Raw genomic sequence first — 17,349 nt, forward strand, 5'->3', positions numbered from 1 at the left:
GGGCTGATGCCCTCACCCTGACCCTCTCCCACGGGGAGAGGGAAAAAACACTAAAAACGGCAATAGACATTGCCGTTTTGCTTTTACCTCGCCACCCGGCTTTTTACTGCTTCACCTTGCGCAAAAAATCTGCCAGAGATCTGTCCGCACTCTCGCTGAACCGCCTCTCCGTCATCACAATTTTGAGACACCGGTCGAGCCGGAAACAGCGGTAGTCATCGCGCCGTTCGCACCACGCCGCCAGCAGCCAGCGCTCCCCCCAGAAGAACAGCCCCAGCGGCTGAACCTCACGTTTAGAAAGCTGCCCTGCCTCATCACGATAATGTAGCGCCAGTACGCGCTGGGCGGAAATCGCCTGATGAATCACATCAAAACCGCTGCGTGAATGGGGCTGTAGAGCAATATCTGGCGCATAAATTCGCGTTTGCTCCGCCTTTCGACGACTCTCCTCGGGCAGAATGGCCAGCACCTTCTCCTGGGCCGACTCCAGCTCGCGCGACAGCGATTCCCCGCCCCAGGTTTTAAGCAGGCGAATCGCGACCATCAGCGCTTCGGACTCCTTATTTGTCAGCATCAGCGGCGGCAGGTCAAAACCCGACATCAGCCGATATCCGCTTCCCGCCTCGCCTTCCACCGGCACGCCGGAAAGCGACAGGTCGCGGATATCGCGGTAGACCGTGCGCTCAGACACGCCAAGCCGCTCCGCCAGATGCGCTGCCGTTGTCAGACGCCTGCCCCGCAGGATCTGCACAATCTGAAACAAACGGTCAGCGCGTCGGGTCATATCGTAATCCGCTCTCAGGCAGGTTGATGGAGGCCGACGCGATTACCCTCGCTATCGGTAAACAATGCAATAGTGCCGATACCATGCGGCAGTTCCAGCGGGCCAAACACGCACTCGCCGCCCGCAGAGGCAATGCGATCCAGCGTGGCCGCCAGATTGTCAGTATGCAGATAAATAATAGCGCCCTGCAAAGATGGCGTAACGCCATCAAATTTTGCCAGCGCCCCGCCGGTGGCCGGGTCCTCATGCGGGAAAACCGCCAGTTCAGCCACGTCCATTTTCTCGCGACGCAGCGCGAGCTGCATGACCGGCTCATAAAATTTGATGGCGCGATCCATATCCGAGACCGGAATTTCAAACCAGTTAATTACGCTTTTCATACATCCTCCTGCCTGTTGTTTGGGTTCAGAAGGAGTCTACGACAGGGCTCCTGACAGCATACTGTCAGGAGTGTTTGTCAGGAGCAGATAAAAAAAAATCCCGGTCAACAGACCGGGATTTCAATCACGCGCTAAACGTCGGCTTACGGCAGAATGGACGGCTGATCCGCCCCTTCTTTCTCGACTTTCTGCTGGAGCAGGTGCTCGCGCTTCATGCCGAGTTTCAGTGCCAGAGCGGACGCCACATAGATGGACGACGCCGTACCGATGGAGACACCGATCAGCATGGTCAGCGAGAAGCCTTCCAGCACCGGGCCACCGAACAGGAACAGCATCAGGATCACCATCAGGGTGGTACCGGATGTGATCAAGGTACGGTGCAGCGTCTGGGTCAACGACACGTTAAAGATTTCGTACGGCGTACCGCGACGGATCTTACGGAAGTTTTCACGGATACGGTCAGATACCACGATACTGTCGTTCAGTGAGTAACCGATAACGGACATCAGGGATGCCACGATGGTCAGGTCAATCTCAATGTGGAACAGAGACAGTATGCCCATGGTGATCACCACGTCGTGCGCCAGGGCGATAACCACACCGGCTGCCAGTCGCCACTCAAAGCGGAAACCGACGTACACCAGGATGGAGATCAGCGCCACCAGCAGCGCCATGGCGCCGGTCTGCGCCAGGTCCGCACCTACGCTCGGGCCAACGAACTCAATACGTTTGACCGCCGCGTTCTGGCTGGTGGTCTCGTTAATGACCTGTACGACCTTGCTGCCCAGTTCCTGGCTGCCGTTGGCATCGTGCACCGGCGGCATACGCACCATGATGTCGCGGCTGCTGCCGAAGTTCTGCAGCAGCGGCTCTTCAAAGCCCGCCTTCTGCAGAGACAGACGCATCTGGTCCATATCGACCGGTTTTTCCAGGGAGATCTCGATGACCGTACCACCGGTGAAATCCAGACCCCAGTTAAAGCCTTTCACGCCCATAACGATGATGGACAGAATCAGCAGTAAACCTGAAATGCCGAAGGCCCAGTAGTCCCAGCGCATAAAGTCCCAGACTTTACGGCCATGGTTCAATTGTTCAACAGTATATTCCTGTGCCACAACGCACTCCTCAGATAGACAGCTTTTTGACGCGCTTGCCGCCGTACAGCAGGTTCACGATGGCACGGGTGCCGACAATAGCGGTAAACATTGACGTTGCGACACCGATACCGGTAGTAATCGCAAAGCCTTTGATCGCGCCAGTACCCACTGCATACAGGATAAGAACCTTAATCAGTGTTGTTACGTTCGCATCGAAGATAGAGCTGAACGCGCCTTTATAACCTTCGTCAATCGCCTGCTGAACAGAGCGACCGTTGCTCAACTCTTCTTTGATACGTTCGTTAATCAGTACGTTGGCGTCGACCGCCACCGCAAGGGTCAGAACGATACCCGCAATCCCCGGCATGGTCAGCGTCGCCCCTGGCAGCAGGGACATAATGCCGATGATCAGCACCAGGTTCGCAATCAGCGCGGAGGTCGCAATCAGACCAAACTTCTTATAGAAGAAGATCATGAAGAGGATAGAAACCACGAGACCAGCCAGACACGCTTCCAGACCCTGCTGGATGTTTTGCATACCCAGAGTTGGACCAATGGTACGTTCTTCAACAATCTGAATTGGCGCAATCAGCGCACCGGCACGCAGTAGCAGAGAGAGCTGACGCGCTTCGTTCGGGTTGTTAATACCGGTAATACGGAAGCTGTTACCCAGACGAGACTGGATGTTGGCGATGTTAATCACCTCTTCCTCTTTCACCAGCACCGCACGACCATTTGCATCTTTCTTACCGCTGTCTTTGTACTCCACGAACAGGGTCGCCATCGGTTTGCCGATGTTGTCCTTGGTGAAGTTAGACATGATGTTACCACCCGCGCTATCCAGCGAGATGTTAACCTGCGGCTGGTTGTACTCATCCTGGCTTGAAGTAGAGTCGGTGATGTGGTCACCGGTCAGGATCACGCGTTTGTACAGCACAACCGGCTGACCTTCGCGGGTCTGTTTCACTTCAGAGTCACCCGGAATACGGCCAGACGCCGCGGCGGACTGATCGACATTGGAGTTCACCAGACGGAATTCCAGCGTTGCGGTCGCACCCAGAATCTCTTTCGCACGCGCAGTGTCCTGGATACCCGGCAATTCAACCACGATACGGTCAGCACCCTGACGCTGTACCAGCGGCTCAGCCACGCCCAGTTGGTTTACACGGTTACGCAGAATGTTGATGTTCTGCTGAACGGCATATTCACGCGCTTCTTTCAGACGCGCATCGGTCATCACCGCGCGCAGCTGGTTGCTGCCCTGAGAGGTGATCACCAGGTCACGGTGACGTTGAGTCAGGTAATCTACAGCCTGATCGCGGGCCGCGCTGTCGCGGAACGTGATGCTCATGCCGTAGTTATCTTCTTTACGCACGGTGGTGTAGGCGATGCCTTTATCACGCAGATCGCTGCGCAGGCTGTCGATATTCTGTTCCTGCAGCTTGCCGAGCGCGGTATCCATATCCACTTCCATCAGGAAGTGAACGCCGCCACGCAGGTCAAGACCCAGCTTCATTGGCTCTGCGTTCAGCGCAGCCAGCCAGCGAGGGGTTGCAGGAGCAAGGTTAAGCGCCACGACATATTTGTCACCCAGCACGCCCATCAGCGCTTCGCGAGCGCGGAGCTGCGTGTCGGTGGTGTCGAAGCGAGCAAGAATTGCACCCTCTTCCAGAGCCACAGACTTAGCGGTAATTTTTTCTTCTTGTAACGTTTTCTGGACCTGGATCAGCGTTTGCTCACTGGCGGCGACACCGCGCGCGCCAGTGATTTGAACAGCCGGATCCTCACCATACAGGTTGGGAAGCGCGTACAGCAGGCCGACGATAATCACGACGACCAGCATGATGTACTTCCACAAAGGATAACGGTTTAACACGGCAGTTCCCTTTGGGAAAAGTTGGGATTACAGCGCCTTCATGGTGCCTTTCGGCAGAACGGCAGCTACGAAGTCACGTTTGATAACCACTTCAGTGGTGTCGTTCAGGGCGATAGCAATGTAGCCGCTTTCAGCCACTTTGGTTACGCGACCGACCAGGCCACCGTTGGTCAGCACTTCATCGCCTTTCGCGATGGAGTCCATCAGCTTTTTGTGCTCTTTAGTACGCTTCTGCTGTGGGCGCAGGATCATGAAGTAGAAAATCAGACCGAACACAACCAGCATCAGAATCAGAGACATCGGGCTGCCCTGCGCTGGTGCACCCGTTGCTGCTACCGCATCAGAAATAAAAAAGCTCATTCAAATTCCCTCATTATTAATATTAATCAACGTTCAACGGTGGAACATCCCGCCCCTGACGTTGGTAAAAATCGGTCACGAAGCTCTCTAATTTACCCTCTTCGATAGCCTTGCGTAAACCAGCCATTAAGCGCTGATAGTAGCGAAGATTATGAATGGTATTGAGACGCGCCCCCAAAATCTCATTACAACGATCGAGATGATGCAGATACGCGCGAGAATAATTGCGACAGGTATAGCAATCGCACTCGGCATCGAGCGGGCTGGTGTCACTCTTATGCTTCGCGTTACGGATTTTCACCACGCCATCGGTCACGAACAGATGGCCGTTACGCGCGTTGCGGGTTGGCATTACGCAGTCGAACATATCAATGCCGCGACGTACGCCTTCCACCAGATCTTCGGGTTTACCCACACCCATCAGGTATCGTGGTTTATCCGCCGGGATTTGCGGGCAGACATGTTCCAGAATGCGATGCATGTCTTCCTTCGGCTCACCCACAGCCAAACCGCCGACAGCGTAGCCATCAAAACCTATCTCTACCAGACCTTTAACGGAGATATCGCGTAAATCTTCGTAAACGCTGCCCTGAATGATGCCGAACAGCGCATTTTTGTTCTGCAGGGAGTCAAAACGGTCGCGGCTACGCTTCGCCCAGCGCAGCGACATTTCCATAGAGCGTTTCGCGTAATCCCAGTCCGCCGGATACGGCGTACATTCGTCGAAGATCATCACGATGTCAGAGCCGAGATCGTACTGAATCTCCATCGACTTTTCTGGATCGAGGAAAATCGGATCACCGTTGATCGGGTTACGGAAGTGAACGCCCTGCTCGGTGATCTTGCGGATATCGCCCAGGCTGAAGACCTGGAAGCCGCCGGAGTCGGTCAGGATCGGGCCTTTCCACTGCATAAAATCGTGCAGGTCGCCGTGGAGCTTCATGATCTCCTGACCCGGACGCAGCCACAGGTGGAAGGTATTGCCGAGGATAATCTGTGCGCCAGTGGCTTCTACTTCTTCCGGCGTCATCCCTTTTACGGTGCCGTAGGTGCCCACAGGCATAAACGCGGGGGTTTCCACCACGCCGCGATCAAACACCAGACGACCGCGACGCGCGCGGCCATCGGTGGTATCGAGTTCAAATTTCATTTTTTCTCCGACGTCAGAAAAACAGTCCAACGTTGTCATACGGTGCCGCGGACTTATTCCCCGACACGCTCATTCAAAGCCAGCGGATTGTACGTGATAAACATCGCGTCCCCGTAGCTAAAAAAGCGATATTTTTGTTCTACCGCAGACTTGTACGCATTCATCGTATGCTGATAACCCGCAAACGCGGAGACCAGCATAATCAGCGTCGATTCAGGCAGATGGAAGTTGGTCACCAGCGCGTCAATCACTTTGTACTGATAGCCCGGGTAGATGAAGATCTGCGTATCGCCAAAGAACGGCTCAATCAACTCGCTTTTCGCCGCCTGCGCGGCGCTCTCCAGTGAACGCACGGAGGTCGTTCCGACGGCCACGACGCGGTTACCGCGCGCTTTCGCCGCCAGCACCGCGTCCACCACTTCCTGCGGCACTTCGGCATATTCAGAGTGCATGATGTGGTCTTCAATGCTGTCCACGCGCACCGGCTGGAAGGTCCCCGCGCCGACGTGCAGCGTCACAAACGCCATCTCAATGCCTTTGGCGCGCAGCTTTTCCAGCAGCGGTTCATCAAAGTGCAGACCTGCCGTTGGCGCCGCGACCGCACCAGGCTTCTGGCTGTAGACGGTCTGGTACAGCTCGCGGTCGGCCTCTTCGTCCGGACGCTCAATGTACGGTGGGAGCGGCATATGGCCGATGGCGTTCAGGATGTCGAGCACCGAGCGCTCGTCATCGAATTCCACTTCAAACAGCGCATCGTGACGCGCGGTCATCGTCGCTTTAATGCTCTCATCATCGCCCAGCAGCAGTTCTGCGCCCGGCTTCGGCGCTTTGGAAGCGCGAATATGTGCCAGAATACGTTTATCATCGAGCATACGTTCGACCAGCACTTCAATCTTGCCACCGCTGGCTTTACGGCCAAACAGGCGCGCCGGGATCACGCGTGTATTGTTAAAGACCAGCAGATCGCCAGGGTTGAGCTTGTCGAGCAAATCGGTGAAAGTACCGTGCGTCAGATCGCCCGTTGGCCCATCCAGTGACAGTAAGCGACAGCTGCTGCGCTCAGGCATGGGATAGTGAGCAATCAGGGATTCAGGTAGTTCAAAGGAGAAATCGGCGACGCGCATGACGTATACTCGTGACTTAAAAACAGGCGGCATAGTCTAGTGCTCACACCCTTTTGCTGCAACAACTAGCCGCCACTGGACAAATAAAACGCATGAATTTTCTCGCTCACCTGCATCTCGCCCACCTCGCTGACAGCTCCCTTTCCGGCAATTTGCTGGCCGATTTCGTGCGCGGCAACCCCGCGGAAGACTTTTCCCCTGAGGTTGTCGACGGGATATTTATGCATCGTCGCATCGACGTGCTGACCGATAACCTGCCAGAGGTGACGGAAGCCAAAGCCTGGTTTCGCCCTGAAACCCGCCGCGTTGCGCCGATCACGCTCGACGTGATGTGGGACCACTTCCTGTCGCGCCACTGGGAACAGCTGTCGCCGGAGATGCCGTTGCCCGAGTTTGTGCGCTACGCCCACCAGCAGGTGTCGATCATTTTGCCCGACTCTCCGCCGCGCTTTGTGAATCTGAATAACTATTTGTGGTCAGAGCGCTGGCTGGAGCGCTATCGCGAGATGGATTTCATCCAGAATGTGTTGAACGGGATGGCGAGCCGTCGCCCGCGGCTGGATGCGCTGCGCGATTCCTGGTACGACCTGGATGAACATTACGACGCGCTGGAAACGCGTTTCTGGCAGTTTTACCCGCGCATGATGGCGCAGGCGAAAAACAAACAGCTGTAACAGAATTCGCATTGATAGGTAAAAGCTGGCGGAACGATTGTCACCACCTCTTTGTCTTATCCATGAACACTCTCTATACTGGCTCGCGTTGCGTTCCAAATAACCTTAGTATCTACAGGAGAATCATATGGTTCTGGTAACTCGTCCGGCTCCGGATTTTACAGCTGCAGCAGTTCTGGGCAACGGTGAAATCGTTGAAAACTTCAACTTCAAACAGCACACCAACGGTAAAGCGACCGTTCTGTTCTTCTGGCCAATGGACTTCACTTTCGTTTGCCCGTCTGAGCTGATCGCCTTCGACAAACGTTATGAAGAATTCCAGAAGCGTGGCGTGGAAGTTGTTGGCGTCTCCTTCGACTCTGAATTTGTACACAACGCATGGCGTAACACCCCTGTCGACAAAGGCGGCATCGGTGCGGTGAAATACGCAATGGTTGCGGACATCAAACGCGAAATCCAGCAGGCTTACGGTATCGAACATCCGGACGCTGGCGTTGCGCTGCGCGGTTCCTTCCTGATCGACGCAAACGGCATCGTTCGTCACCAGGTTGTGAACGATCTGCCGCTGGGTCGTAACATCGACGAAATGCTGCGCATGGTTGACGCGCTGCAGTTCCACGAAGAGCACGGCGAAGTGTGCCCGGCTCAGTGGGAAAAAGGTAAAGAAGGTATGTCTGCTTCCCCAGACGGCGTTGCTAAATACCTGTCCGAGAACGTATCCAGCCTGTAATCGGCACGGTTTACGAAGAAGGCCCGCTTATGCGGGCCTTTTTTTATGCGTGACGCTGCGTCTCTCGCCAGATGCGCCAGGCCATGCCCGCCAGCAAAATCACGCCCGCAATCAGCACGCCCCACACCAGCAGGGTGTTCATCCGGCTCTCCCGATCGGCTGCTGAGGTAGCGGTCAGGCGAGCCTCCCCGCCTAACGCGACATCCTTCAGAATACCGGCCTGCGGCAGGTTCGCCATATCATACGTTTTACGCAGCCCGGCAGGGATCAGCATGTCAGGCTCCACGCTGGCAGGCTTTGCAGCACCGTTGCCCCAGGCGAGCACATACGGCGCTTTTCCCTGCGCGTTGAACACCAGATCATAGCGGTCGCGATGCCCGATGACGCCCGGCAGGTATTCCGGCAGGCGCGCATTCAGCGTCGTGATTTTCACCGCCTGCACCAGGCCTCCGCTAAGCGAAACCGGTGGAGACGTTTTGCCCTCCAGACGGTAAAGCACCTCTTTTTTCAGCGGGTGCCAGGTATCTTTTTCCGTACTCCGCCACGCGATCTCGACAGGAAGGACGCCATCGCCATTCAGTAAAATGCTGACAACACTCAGCGGCTGCGGCCGCGCCCAGTGCCACTGCGCTTCGCTTGTCGATAGCTGTTCTCCTTCCCCCTCAAGGTCGATCGCTTCCGGGGCCGCCTGCGCAGAGGCGCTAATCGCGTTTACGCCGGTCAGGGTTATCCCCTGGCTCTGCGCATTCAGCACCACCATAAGATAGCGATTCGCATCGGGAGATAGAACCGTATCAATATCGATCCGATCGAGCTTAAGACGATCCTCGCCACTGACGACGTCAAGCAGCGGCATATCCTCGCGCAGGGTATACCAGCGCTTAAGATCCTCGCTGTAATAGACCGACGCCGTTCCCTGCCACGGGGTCTGCGGGTTATTCCAGACTAGCTGCAGCTGAGACAAGGCAATCTCACCCGAAGCCTGCTCCGGCAGGGTCAGCAGATAATGTTGGCCCGCTGCGGCAGCTTTTTGCCCTTCCAGCACAATCTCAACGCCGTTTCGGGAACGGAGCAGGATTTTATCGCTGCCCTCATCCCCTCGCGCAGGCGCTAGCGGCGAGGCGTCCAGCGGGAAGAGGCGCAGCGCCGTGGATTGCGCTGCCGCCTGCGGACGCGTCGCGGCGACCAGGCTGAACGGAACCAGCTCGCCCGACTGATTAAAGACGCGAACGTCATGCAGATCCGGCGACGTGCTCTGCGCATAGACGGCGAGCGGCAACGTCACCCGATACCACTGGGAAGGAGCTGACGTATCCAGCGAAAGACCGAAGGCATAATCCCGCGGTGATTCCGTTTTTGCCTCGTCGCAGAACGCCGGGCCGGAAAGCGCCAGCAGCGCGGTACATGCTACCGCTTTCATCCATTTCATTTTTCTTCTCCTGTTTTGGGCGGTAGCGGTGAGAAATACCCCACGATCAGCACCAGTATCGCCACGCCGATAAACGCCACCGCGCGCGACAGACCGCCTCCGCCCGCGCTGTCTACCAGCATCAGTTTCACCATCACCACCCCCAGCAGCCCGGCACCGCTGAGCCACTCCTGACGGGAAGCCCGACGGGTGGCGTGGACCATCACCACCAGCGCGATCAGCATCCAGAACAGGGCAAAGGTGGTCTGGATAAGCCGCGAATCCCATAGCGATGCCATATTCCAGGCCACGTCGCCGTACCAGGCCAGAGCGCGCATCAGCGCACCGTTAAGCCACCAGAAGCCAAACGCGACGATCGCGACGGCAGGCCACGGACGGGCCTGCGAGAGCAGCGCCGGGTAGTAGCGATCCACTGCCCGATAAAAGACCACCAGCCCCAGCAGCGCGAACGCTGCGCCTTCCTCAAGCGGATTCACCAGCGGCAGCCAGGTCTGACGATAAACCACGCCGTCCTGGAAATTGGTCACCACCAGTAATACCAGCAGCGCCGCGAGCACGGGGATCGGTGCCACACACGCGTAGAGCGCAGGCCACGCACGGAACGGCCACACGCGACGGCGCACCGCCGCAGAGAGTGCAATAATCACCCCGCCGCCTGCGGCCATCACCAGCCCGCTGCCCCAGGCCGCCATGCCCCACGGCAGCGACCGGGCAAACCAGTAAAGCTCCGCCGCCAGCGCCAGTAAAATCATCCAGAACAGCGAAATATGCAGCCCCATTGAGACACGCGGCGCTAAACGAGCGCCGTCTCGCCACAACAGCGTCAGCGCGGCAGACAACGCAATACCCCATGCCAGATTTGCCCAGCCAGCGGCAAACATCTGCTGGTGCCAGAGCTGATAGCCTACCATCAGCAGCATAACCGGCCACAACAGCCATTTACTGGCATCCAGCTCCCGCCACGTCAGACGCGCGGCTACCTGCCGCCAGCCCCAGACAGAGATGGCCAGGAGCGCCAGCACGCCTGCCAGAACAGGCAATTCGTGTTTCAACACCATCCGCGACGCACCCAATAGCGCCACGAGCCAGAACAGCAGCCCGCCTGCCAGCAGCGTCCAGCTGACCGGCAGCACAATACGCCGCCACAGCCAGGCCGCAGCCAGCCAGCAAAGGCTGAGGATGGCGAAGATCAGCAGCAGGCTCAGCGACGTCACGCCGTTCATCAGCGCCCAGATCGCGCTGCCAAGCGCCAGCACCAGCAGCGCCGTCCCGCTATAGCTCATGCGCCGCTGGTTCTGCTGCACACCCAGCCAGAGGATGCCCAGCCCCTCCAGCGCCCAGGCCATTGCCGTCCAGCGTGCGGAGAGCGCCAGCGGAATGGCGAGCGTGGCAAACCCACCGCCAATGGCCAGCGCCGCCATCACCAGCGGTCGACCGATGGACGGATAGCGGCGCAGCGCGAGGAACGCCAGCGAGAGGTAAAACGCACCGTACCCCAGCGCGCTGAGCGCCGGGCCGTACGTCCAGTGCTGAGTCATACCGTACTGCATCCCGAAGCCTATCAGCGGCGGGGCAAACAGCAGCACGCCGTCAATAATCTGCTTCCCTTTCTCCTGCGCCCGCAGCGACAGCGCCACGCTCAGCACGCCGAATATCAGCGTATTGGCAATCAGGAACAGCTGACAGATCCAATAGTCTTCAGGCTGGTAATCACTCAGTCCCCACAGGCCGCCCACGCCAAAGGTAATGAGCAGCCCGAGCAGGTTAAGCTCGCGCCAGTGCTGCCAGATGCTGATGGCGAGAATGCCGATGGAAAGCAGGAGATAGAAGGAGAACAGCGCCACAAAGCTCCCGCCCCCGGTAGATAGCAGCAGCGGCGCAAGGTATCCGCCGAGGCTCGCCAGCATGGCAAGGCTCAGGGCTTTCTGCAGCACGGCCAGCCCGACGCTCGCGGCGCAAATCACCACCAGCAGCGCAAAGGCCAGCGTTATCGGCAGCATCTGCCAGAGCCGGAAGGCGCCGAAGACCGTCAGGTAGAGAATACCCGTCGCCCCGCCCTGTAAGATAAGCGCGTAGATCGGCTGCTTGTGACGCAGCCGCCAGCCAACCGCCAGCAGCACGATGGCAAACAGCGCCGTCGCCACCAGGCGCAGCTCAAGCGGGAACAGGGAGTGTTCAACGGTGTAGCGCAGCAGGAAAGAGAGGCCGAGGAAGAGCAGCAGAATGCCAAGCTTCGCGAGCGGATTGCCCTGCATAAACCAGCGCGCCAGCGACGTCACAATGCCGCCAAAGGCAGAAGGCTGTTTAGCCGCAGGGGCTGGGGCCGGAGCGGGTTTTGCTTCGGCTGTGGGAGTTTCGGGACGCCAGGGATCGACAGGCGCGGGCGCGTCCTCAGCCACCGGCGCGGCCTCAACCGCCGGAGTGGTCGCTTGCACCTGTTCTGGCTCCGGCGCTATCTCAGCCGCGCCGCGCTGCTCAAGCGCCTCAATGCGCTGGCGTAGCCGGGCGATCTCCTGCTGCGCCGCCGTGCTTCGATTAAACCCGATAACCGCAAGTACGGGCGCAACCAGCAGCGCAAAAACCAGGAATAAACAGCCAAGGATGTAAAGCTCGTCCATGTTTCCACCTTCACCGTAAACGATCCGTTAAGATTGACACAAATCGTTGCATTTGCGCCATCTTAAAAGGTGGAAACCTTAGCGCTTTAGCTACCGAACCAGACCGCCGCGGATACCGCAGGCAGCGCCAGCACGCCATCCTGTATCGTCGCCTTGCCCTCTTTGTTCGTCCACCTCGCCACCTTCAGCAACGGGGAATCATCCAGCACCACTTCGCAGGCCTCGCCCCGGTTAATCGCCACCAGCACGCGCTGCTGGTTATAGACGCGAGCAAAGACGACCACGTTATCGTGGGCGTACATCACCTGGCAGCCGCCGTAGCGCAGGGCGAGACTCTGTTTGCGCAATTTCGCCAGCCGCTGGTACAGGCTAAACAGCACCTTGTCCTGTTTCTCTGGCTCCCACGGGAAGGTTTTGCGGCAGAACGGATCGTTGTTGCCGTCCAGCCCGACCTCATCGCCATAGTAAATACACGGCACGCCCGGCCAGGTGAAGAGCCAGGTGACCGCCAGCGGCAGGCGCGCGACATCCTTGCCGAGCAGGGATTTAAAGCGTGCGGTGTCGTGGCTATCGAGCTGGTTAAACATCCGCAGCTGCTGCTGGTGCGACAGGCCAGCACGATAGTTGTCCATCCACGCCATGCAGGTTTCGGCGTCGATATGGTTCGGATCGTAGGAGATATCGGTGTTTGCGAGGAATCCCCACAGCGGGAAGGTAAAGCCGCGATAGTTCATCGCCGCATCTTCCGCATCGTTCTGCAGCCACTGGCGCGCGTCGCCAAAGTGCTCGCCAAAGACAAACGCCTCCGGCTGGGCCACTTTCGCCGAACGCGCGATCCCGGCGACGTGCTGAAGGTTATTCCGCGCGCCGCCCGCTTCACCGAGCATATGCACCACGTCCAGACGCCAGCCGTCCATGTTCCACGGAGCCTTCAGCCAGTGACGGACGATGCTGTCTTCACCGCCGTAAATCTCATTCACCAGAGACGGGGACTGGAAATCCAGCTTCGGCAGGCTCGGGTAGCCCAGCCAGTCCAGCGCGCGCCCCTCCTCGTTAAAGCTGTACCAGTCGCGCTGCGGCGAATCCGGGTTATGACACGCCCCGCCCATCGACTGGTTATGACGGTCAAACCACGCGTGCGAATCGCCGCTGTGGTTAAACACGCCGTCCAGGATCAGGCGCATGCCTTCGTTTTTGGTGTTCTCACGCAGGCGCAGCAGCGCCGCGTCGCCGCCAAACTGCTCATCAACGTGACGATAATCCTGGGTATCGTATTTGTGTACGCTCGGGGCTTTAAACACCGGGTTGAGGTACAGCGCCGTCACGCCGAGCTTTTTCAGGTACGGCAGCTTTTCGCTGATGCCGTCGAGATCGCCGCCGTAGAACGTCGAGCCCCCCGCCTGCGCCGTCACCGGTTCATCCCATTTTTTCAGGATGATGTCGTGACCGGCGGCATGATGGTAATAGACCTTGTCCTGGTCGGCGGTGCGTTTTTCGCTGCGTGCAAAGCGGTCCGGGAAAATCTGGTAAAAAATCTGATCGTTAACCCATTGCGGACCGTTATCCGGGTAATCAACCGCGAACTGCTCCAGCCGGGCCGGAGGGAAACGGCTAAACCCCTGCGGGGTAAACCACAGCTGGCGGTTGTTCCACAAAAGTTTGAAGCTGTAGCGACGGCGCGGTTGCCCGCTGCGCAGGTCGATATTCGCCCGCCACGCCGTGATCCCCGGCTGCGGCTGGCTGCGCTGTTTGTGCATTTTCAGCGACGTTTCTTCGTTATCCACTTCGGCGCGAAGGGTCACACGCTCCGGCTGATTTTCCCCCGCCAGCCAGAGCGTAATCACCAGGTTGTCTTTGTTTTGCTTAACAAATGGGGCAACCGGAAGGTGCCAGGCGTTTAACATCACGAATCCCCTTTGATGAAATTGACGTCACCTTGCCACAGGGTGATTAAGGTTAGCTCACCATGACGAGATTTATTGGGGGAGGAGGACGGGGGATGAGGCAAAAATCCCCTCTCCCGCGAGGGAGAGGGAATAAAAATATTACTGCGCTTCCGCCATCTGGCGGTCACGGCGACACTTAAACACCCAGCCGATCAGCAGCAGAACGATCCACGCGCAGCCCACGTACAGGGAAATACGGGTATCCGGGTGGTAACCAATCAGGCCAATGATAAACACCAGGAAGATCAGCCCGACCACGGTCGTCGCCACCCCGCCCGGCACTTTAAACTTCAGCGCTTTCGCCTCATCCGGCGACAGACGGCGGCGGAAGGCAATCTGCGACAGCAGGATCATGATCCACACCCACACGGTCGCGAAGGTCGCCAGGGAGGCAATCACCAGGAAGACGTTCTCCGGCATGATGTAGTTCAGGTAAACCGAGAACAGCAGCGCCACCGTCATCACCACCACCGTCACCCACGGCGTGCCGCGGCGTGAGGTTTTGGCGAACACCTTCGGCGCACTGCCCTGCTCCGCCATACCGTGCAGCATGCGGCCCACGCCGAACACATCGCTGTTAATGGCCGAGAGCGACGCGGTCAGCACCACAAAGTTCAGAATACTGGCCGCAAAGGCAATGCCCATATGCTGGAAGGTCAGGACAAACGGGCTACCGTTAGTGCCCACCTGGTTCCACGGGTAGATGGACATGATCACAAACAGCGTGCCCACATAGAACACCAGAATACGCATCGGCACCGAGTTGATGGCGCGCGGAATGGATTTCTCCGGGTCTTTAGCTTCCCCGGCGGTGATGCCGATAATCTCGATGCCGCCGTAGGCGAACATCACCATCTGCAGCGACATGACCATCCCGAGCCAGCCGTTGCTGAAGAAGCCGCCGTTGCTCCAGAGGTTATGGATGCCGGTCGGCTGTCCGCCGTTGCCGATTCCCCAGATGATGATGCCGAAACCGGCGAGGATCATGATGATAATGGTCGCGACTTTAAAGAAGGAGAACCAGAACTCCAGCTCGCCGAACACCTTCACGCTCATCAGGTTGACGGCGCAAATGATCAGCACCACGCTCAGGACCCAAATCCAGTGCGGCACCGCCGGGAACCAGACGCCCATGTAGATGCCAAACGCGGTCACGTCGGCGATGGCCACAATCAGGATTTCAAAGCAGTAGGTCCAGCCGGTGATAAACCCAGCCAGCGGGCCTAAATTTTCCTGCGCGTAGCGGGAGAAGGAGCTGGCGGACGGGTTGTGAACCGACATTTCGCCGAGGGCGCGCATGATGATATACGCCGCCACGCCGCCGATGATGTAGGCCAGCAGAACGCTTGGACCGGCCATTTTGATGGCATCTGCCGAGCCATAAAAAAGACCGGTGCCGATAGCAGAGCCCAGCGCCATAAAGCGGATGTGGCGAGTGCTGAGTCCACGTTTAAGTTTGTTAGTGCTTTCCATTAAAATCTTGCCATTCAACACGAAAAAACAAAAAACCACGGGGCCTTAAGCCCCGTGGTTAAACAGTTTGTTGCCGTTGATTAATGGGCGTTCGATGCGACCTGACGCCCTGCAGCACGGTCCCAGATAACGGCCAGAACCAGCGCAACAACGGTAGGCATCAGCCAGGCCAGGCCCTGCTCGGACAGCGGCAGACGCTGTGTCCAGGCTGGCAGAATGTCTGCGAACGCTGATGCTTTGATCCCGTCAAGGATACCAAAAATCAGGCTGATAAACATGGCTGGCGCAATAATTCGTGAGGAGTTATGCCACCACGGGCGGGTGAAGCTCAGCACCACCAGCACGATGCATGGCGGATAAATCGCTGTCAGTACCGGAATAGAGACCTGAATCAGGTGGCTCAGACCGAGGTTAGACACCGCCATGGAGAAGATACCGAGGATAAACACCAGGGTGCGGTAAGAGAGCGGCAGATACTGCGCAAAGAACTCTGCGCAGGCGCAGGTCAGGCCAACCGCCGTCACCAGGCAAGCCAGGAAGATCAGCGCCGCCAGCAGCATGCTGCCTGCGCCACCGAAGGTGTGCTGAACGTAAGCGTGCAGGATAGCCGCGCCGTTCGCGTTCTGATCAACCAGCATCGCGCTATCGGAACCCAGGCGGAACAGCGCCAGATACAGCAGCGTCAGGCCCACACCGGCCATCAGGCCAGCCCAGATGGTGTAGCGGGTCAGCAGACGCGCTTCGGTCACGCCGCGGGAACGCGCGGCGTTAACGATAACGATACCAAACACCATCGCGCCCAGGGTATCCATCGTCAGATAGCCGTTCACAAAGCCGTTAGAAAACGCGGCGTTTTTATAGGCGTCCATCGCGTCGCTAATCGGGCCGGCTGGCCAGATGATGGCCGCTACCGCCAGCACGATCAGCGCGACAATTTTCAGCGGTGCCAGGAAGTTGCCGACCGTGTCCAGCAGCTTACCCGGATAGAGGGAAACCAGAATCACAATCGCGAAGTAGATCAGGCTGTAGATAAACAGCGGCATCGCACCGTCACCGGTCAGGGGAGCAATACCCACTTCGAAGGACACGGTTGCCGTACGCGGGGTGGCAAACAGCGGGCCAACGGCCAGATAGCAGACGGTCGCCAGCAGGACGCCCGCCACTTTGCCAATCGGGGTGCTGAGGCTATCAACACCGCCGCCGACTTTCGCCAGCGCGACGACGGTCAGCACCGGCAGGCCCACGGCAGTAATCAGGAAACCAAACGCGGCGGTCCAGACGTGTTCACCCGCCTGTAAGCCAACCATTGGAGGGAAAATGATGTTGCCTGCGCCAACGAACAGCGCAAATGTCATAAAGCCCAGCGCGATGATGTCACGCGATTTTAAGTGATGGGTCATAAAACCTTACTGCCTGTGGATGTGGTGTTGAAAACATTGAGATTTTCGATTTCCCTGACGGGACGATACAGCCGAAAATTTGCTCAATTTCAGCGGGAAATGCTCCCGTCCTGGCGTGGAGAAGAATAGTTTTTCGATTTACCACGCAAATACAGTCGGTCTGACAGTATCTGGGGGGCAATTTAAACGCTTATAACGTTTAAAGGCAAGGTGGGATCGCAAAACCAGAACAATATGCCAGCATGAAAAATCAATCCAGCACAATGCGCTAATTATGAGAAAAACCCATGGCTAATCATGCGAACAAA

Annotated in this window: 14 protein-coding genes; 2 read left to right on the top strand and 12 right to left on the bottom strand. The window is 57.8% G+C overall.

What is annotated here, in order from left to right; all coding sequences use genetic code 11:
- Positions 1 to 103 precede the first annotated feature (103 nt).
- The 7 genes from D5066_RS05050 to queA all read right to left on the bottom strand — a co-directional run bounded on the left by D5066_RS05050 (position 104) and on the right by queA (position 6,771).
- A complete protein-coding gene (locus D5066_RS05050) occupies positions 104 to 784 on the bottom strand; it encodes a helix-turn-helix transcriptional regulator (RefSeq protein ID WP_119915252.1) in 681 nt (226 codons plus the stop codon).
- A 14-nt stretch (positions 785 to 798) separates the two neighbouring features.
- A complete protein-coding gene (locus D5066_RS05055) occupies positions 799 to 1,164 on the bottom strand; it encodes a VOC family protein (RefSeq protein WP_119915253.1) in 366 nt (121 codons plus the stop codon).
- Positions 1,165 to 1,307: 143 nt separating this feature from the next.
- Positions 1,308 to 2,279 carry a protein translocase subunit SecF gene (gene secF / locus D5066_RS05060; RefSeq protein ID WP_119915254.1) on the bottom strand — a complete coding sequence of 324 codons (972 nt, stop codon included), beginning with the start codon at positions 2,277 to 2,279 and terminating at the stop codon, positions 1,308 to 1,310.
- Positions 2,280 to 2,289: 10 nt separating this feature from the next.
- A complete protein-coding gene (gene secD, locus D5066_RS05065) occupies positions 2,290 to 4,137 on the bottom strand; it encodes a protein translocase subunit SecD (RefSeq protein WP_080328076.1) in 1,848 nt (615 codons plus the stop codon).
- A gap of 27 nt (positions 4,138 to 4,164) precedes the next feature.
- On the bottom strand, positions 4,165 to 4,497 hold the full coding sequence (gene yajC / locus D5066_RS05070) for a preprotein translocase subunit YajC (protein WP_000007630.1): 333 nt from the start codon (positions 4,495 to 4,497) through the stop codon (positions 4,165 to 4,167).
- Between the two features lie 22 nt (positions 4,498 to 4,519).
- Complete coding sequence (gene tgt, locus D5066_RS05075; RefSeq protein ID WP_047347295.1) at positions 4,520 to 5,647, bottom strand: tRNA guanosine(34) transglycosylase Tgt; 1,128 nt, start codon at positions 5,645 to 5,647, stop codon at positions 4,520 to 4,522.
- 53 nt (positions 5,648 to 5,700) lie between these two features.
- Entirely contained in the window at positions 5,701 to 6,771 is a 1,071-nt protein-coding gene (queA, locus tag D5066_RS05080; RefSeq protein WP_080328077.1) for a tRNA preQ1(34) S-adenosylmethionine ribosyltransferase-isomerase QueA, read from the bottom strand.
- A 92-nt stretch (positions 6,772 to 6,863) separates the two neighbouring features.
- On the opposite strand from queA, the gene acpH reads away from it, so the two are divergent.
- Both acpH and D5066_RS05090 read left to right on the top strand, forming a co-directional pair.
- The gene (gene acpH, locus D5066_RS05085; protein WP_080328078.1) at positions 6,864 to 7,445 is read left to right on the top strand and encodes an ACP phosphodiesterase; all 582 of its coding nucleotides are present in this window, start codon (positions 6,864 to 6,866) and stop codon (positions 7,443 to 7,445) included.
- 127 nt (positions 7,446 to 7,572) lie between these two features.
- The gene (locus D5066_RS05090) at positions 7,573 to 8,175 is read left to right on the top strand and encodes a peroxiredoxin (protein WP_013095829.1); all 603 of its coding nucleotides are present in this window, start codon (positions 7,573 to 7,575) and stop codon (positions 8,173 to 8,175) included.
- Between the two features lie 43 nt (positions 8,176 to 8,218).
- Here D5066_RS05090 and D5066_RS05095 read toward each other — a convergent pair whose 3' ends face one another.
- The 5 genes from D5066_RS05095 to brnQ form a co-directional block, all read right to left on the bottom strand.
- A complete protein-coding gene (locus D5066_RS05095) occupies positions 8,219 to 9,604 on the bottom strand; it encodes a DUF3999 domain-containing protein (RefSeq protein WP_119915255.1) in 1,386 nt (461 codons plus the stop codon).
- Positions 9,601 to 12,222 (bottom strand): DUF2339 domain-containing protein, encoded by a 2,622-nt coding sequence (locus tag D5066_RS05100; protein WP_119915256.1) that lies wholly within the window; start codon positions 12,220 to 12,222, stop codon positions 9,601 to 9,603. The genes D5066_RS05095 and D5066_RS05100 overlap by 4 nt, the downstream gene beginning before the upstream one ends.
- Positions 12,223 to 12,308: 86 nt before the next feature.
- Positions 12,309 to 14,126 (bottom strand): maltodextrin glucosidase, encoded by a 1,818-nt coding sequence (gene malZ / locus D5066_RS05105; protein WP_119915257.1) that lies wholly within the window; start codon positions 14,124 to 14,126, stop codon positions 12,309 to 12,311.
- A 141-nt stretch (positions 14,127 to 14,267) separates the two neighbouring features.
- Positions 14,268 to 15,641 (bottom strand): proline-specific permease ProY, encoded by a 1,374-nt coding sequence (gene proY / locus D5066_RS05110; protein WP_119915258.1) that lies wholly within the window; start codon positions 15,639 to 15,641, stop codon positions 14,268 to 14,270.
- An 80-nt stretch (positions 15,642 to 15,721) separates the two neighbouring features.
- The gene (gene brnQ / locus D5066_RS05115) at positions 15,722 to 17,041 is read right to left on the bottom strand and encodes a branched-chain amino acid transporter carrier protein BrnQ (RefSeq protein WP_080328083.1); all 1,320 of its coding nucleotides are present in this window, start codon (positions 17,039 to 17,041) and stop codon (positions 15,722 to 15,724) included.
- Positions 17,042 to 17,349 lie beyond the last annotated feature (308 nt).

Source organism: Enterobacter chuandaensis (assembly GCF_003594915.1).
GTDB lineage: Bacteria > Pseudomonadota > Gammaproteobacteria > Enterobacterales > Enterobacteriaceae > Enterobacter > Enterobacter chuandaensis.

Bases quoted from the DNA above. Each gene is read 5' to 3' on its own strand.
- D5066_RS05050 (WP_119915252.1), bottom strand. From the start codon at position 784: ATGACCCGACGCGCTGACCGTTTGTTTCAGATTGTGCAGATCCTGCGG.
- D5066_RS05055 (WP_119915253.1), bottom strand. From the start codon at position 1,164: ATGAAAAGCGTAATTAACTGGTTTGAAATTCCGGTCTCGGATATGGAT.
- yajC (WP_000007630.1), bottom strand. From the start codon at position 4,497: ATGAGCTTTTTTATTTCTGATGCGGTAGCAGCAACGGGTGCACCAGCG.
- D5066_RS05095 (WP_119915255.1), bottom strand. From the start codon at position 9,604: ATGAAATGGATGAAAGCGGTAGCATGTACCGCGCTGCTGGCGCTTTCC.
- queA (WP_080328077.1), bottom strand. From the start codon at position 6,771: ATGCGCGTCGCCGATTTCTCCTTTGAACTACCTGAATCCCTGATTGCT.
- tgt (WP_047347295.1), bottom strand. From the start codon at position 5,647: ATGAAATTTGAACTCGATACCACCGATGGCCGCGCGCGTCGCGGTCGT.
- acpH (WP_080328078.1), top strand. From the start codon at position 6,864: ATGAATTTTCTCGCTCACCTGCATCTCGCCCACCTCGCTGACAGCTCC.
- D5066_RS05090 (WP_013095829.1), top strand. From the start codon at position 7,573: ATGGTTCTGGTAACTCGTCCGGCTCCGGATTTTACAGCTGCAGCAGTT.
- malZ (WP_119915257.1), bottom strand. From the start codon at position 14,126: ATGTTAAACGCCTGGCACCTTCCGGTTGCCCCATTTGTTAAGCAAAAC.
- D5066_RS05100 (WP_119915256.1), bottom strand. From the start codon at position 12,222: ATGGACGAGCTTTACATCCTTGGCTGTTTATTCCTGGTTTTTGCGCTG.
- proY (WP_119915258.1), bottom strand. From the start codon at position 15,641: ATGGAAAGCACTAACAAACTTAAACGTGGACTCAGCACTCGCCACATC.
- brnQ (WP_080328083.1), bottom strand. From the start codon at position 17,041: ATGACCCATCACTTAAAATCGCGTGACATCATCGCGCTGGGCTTTATG.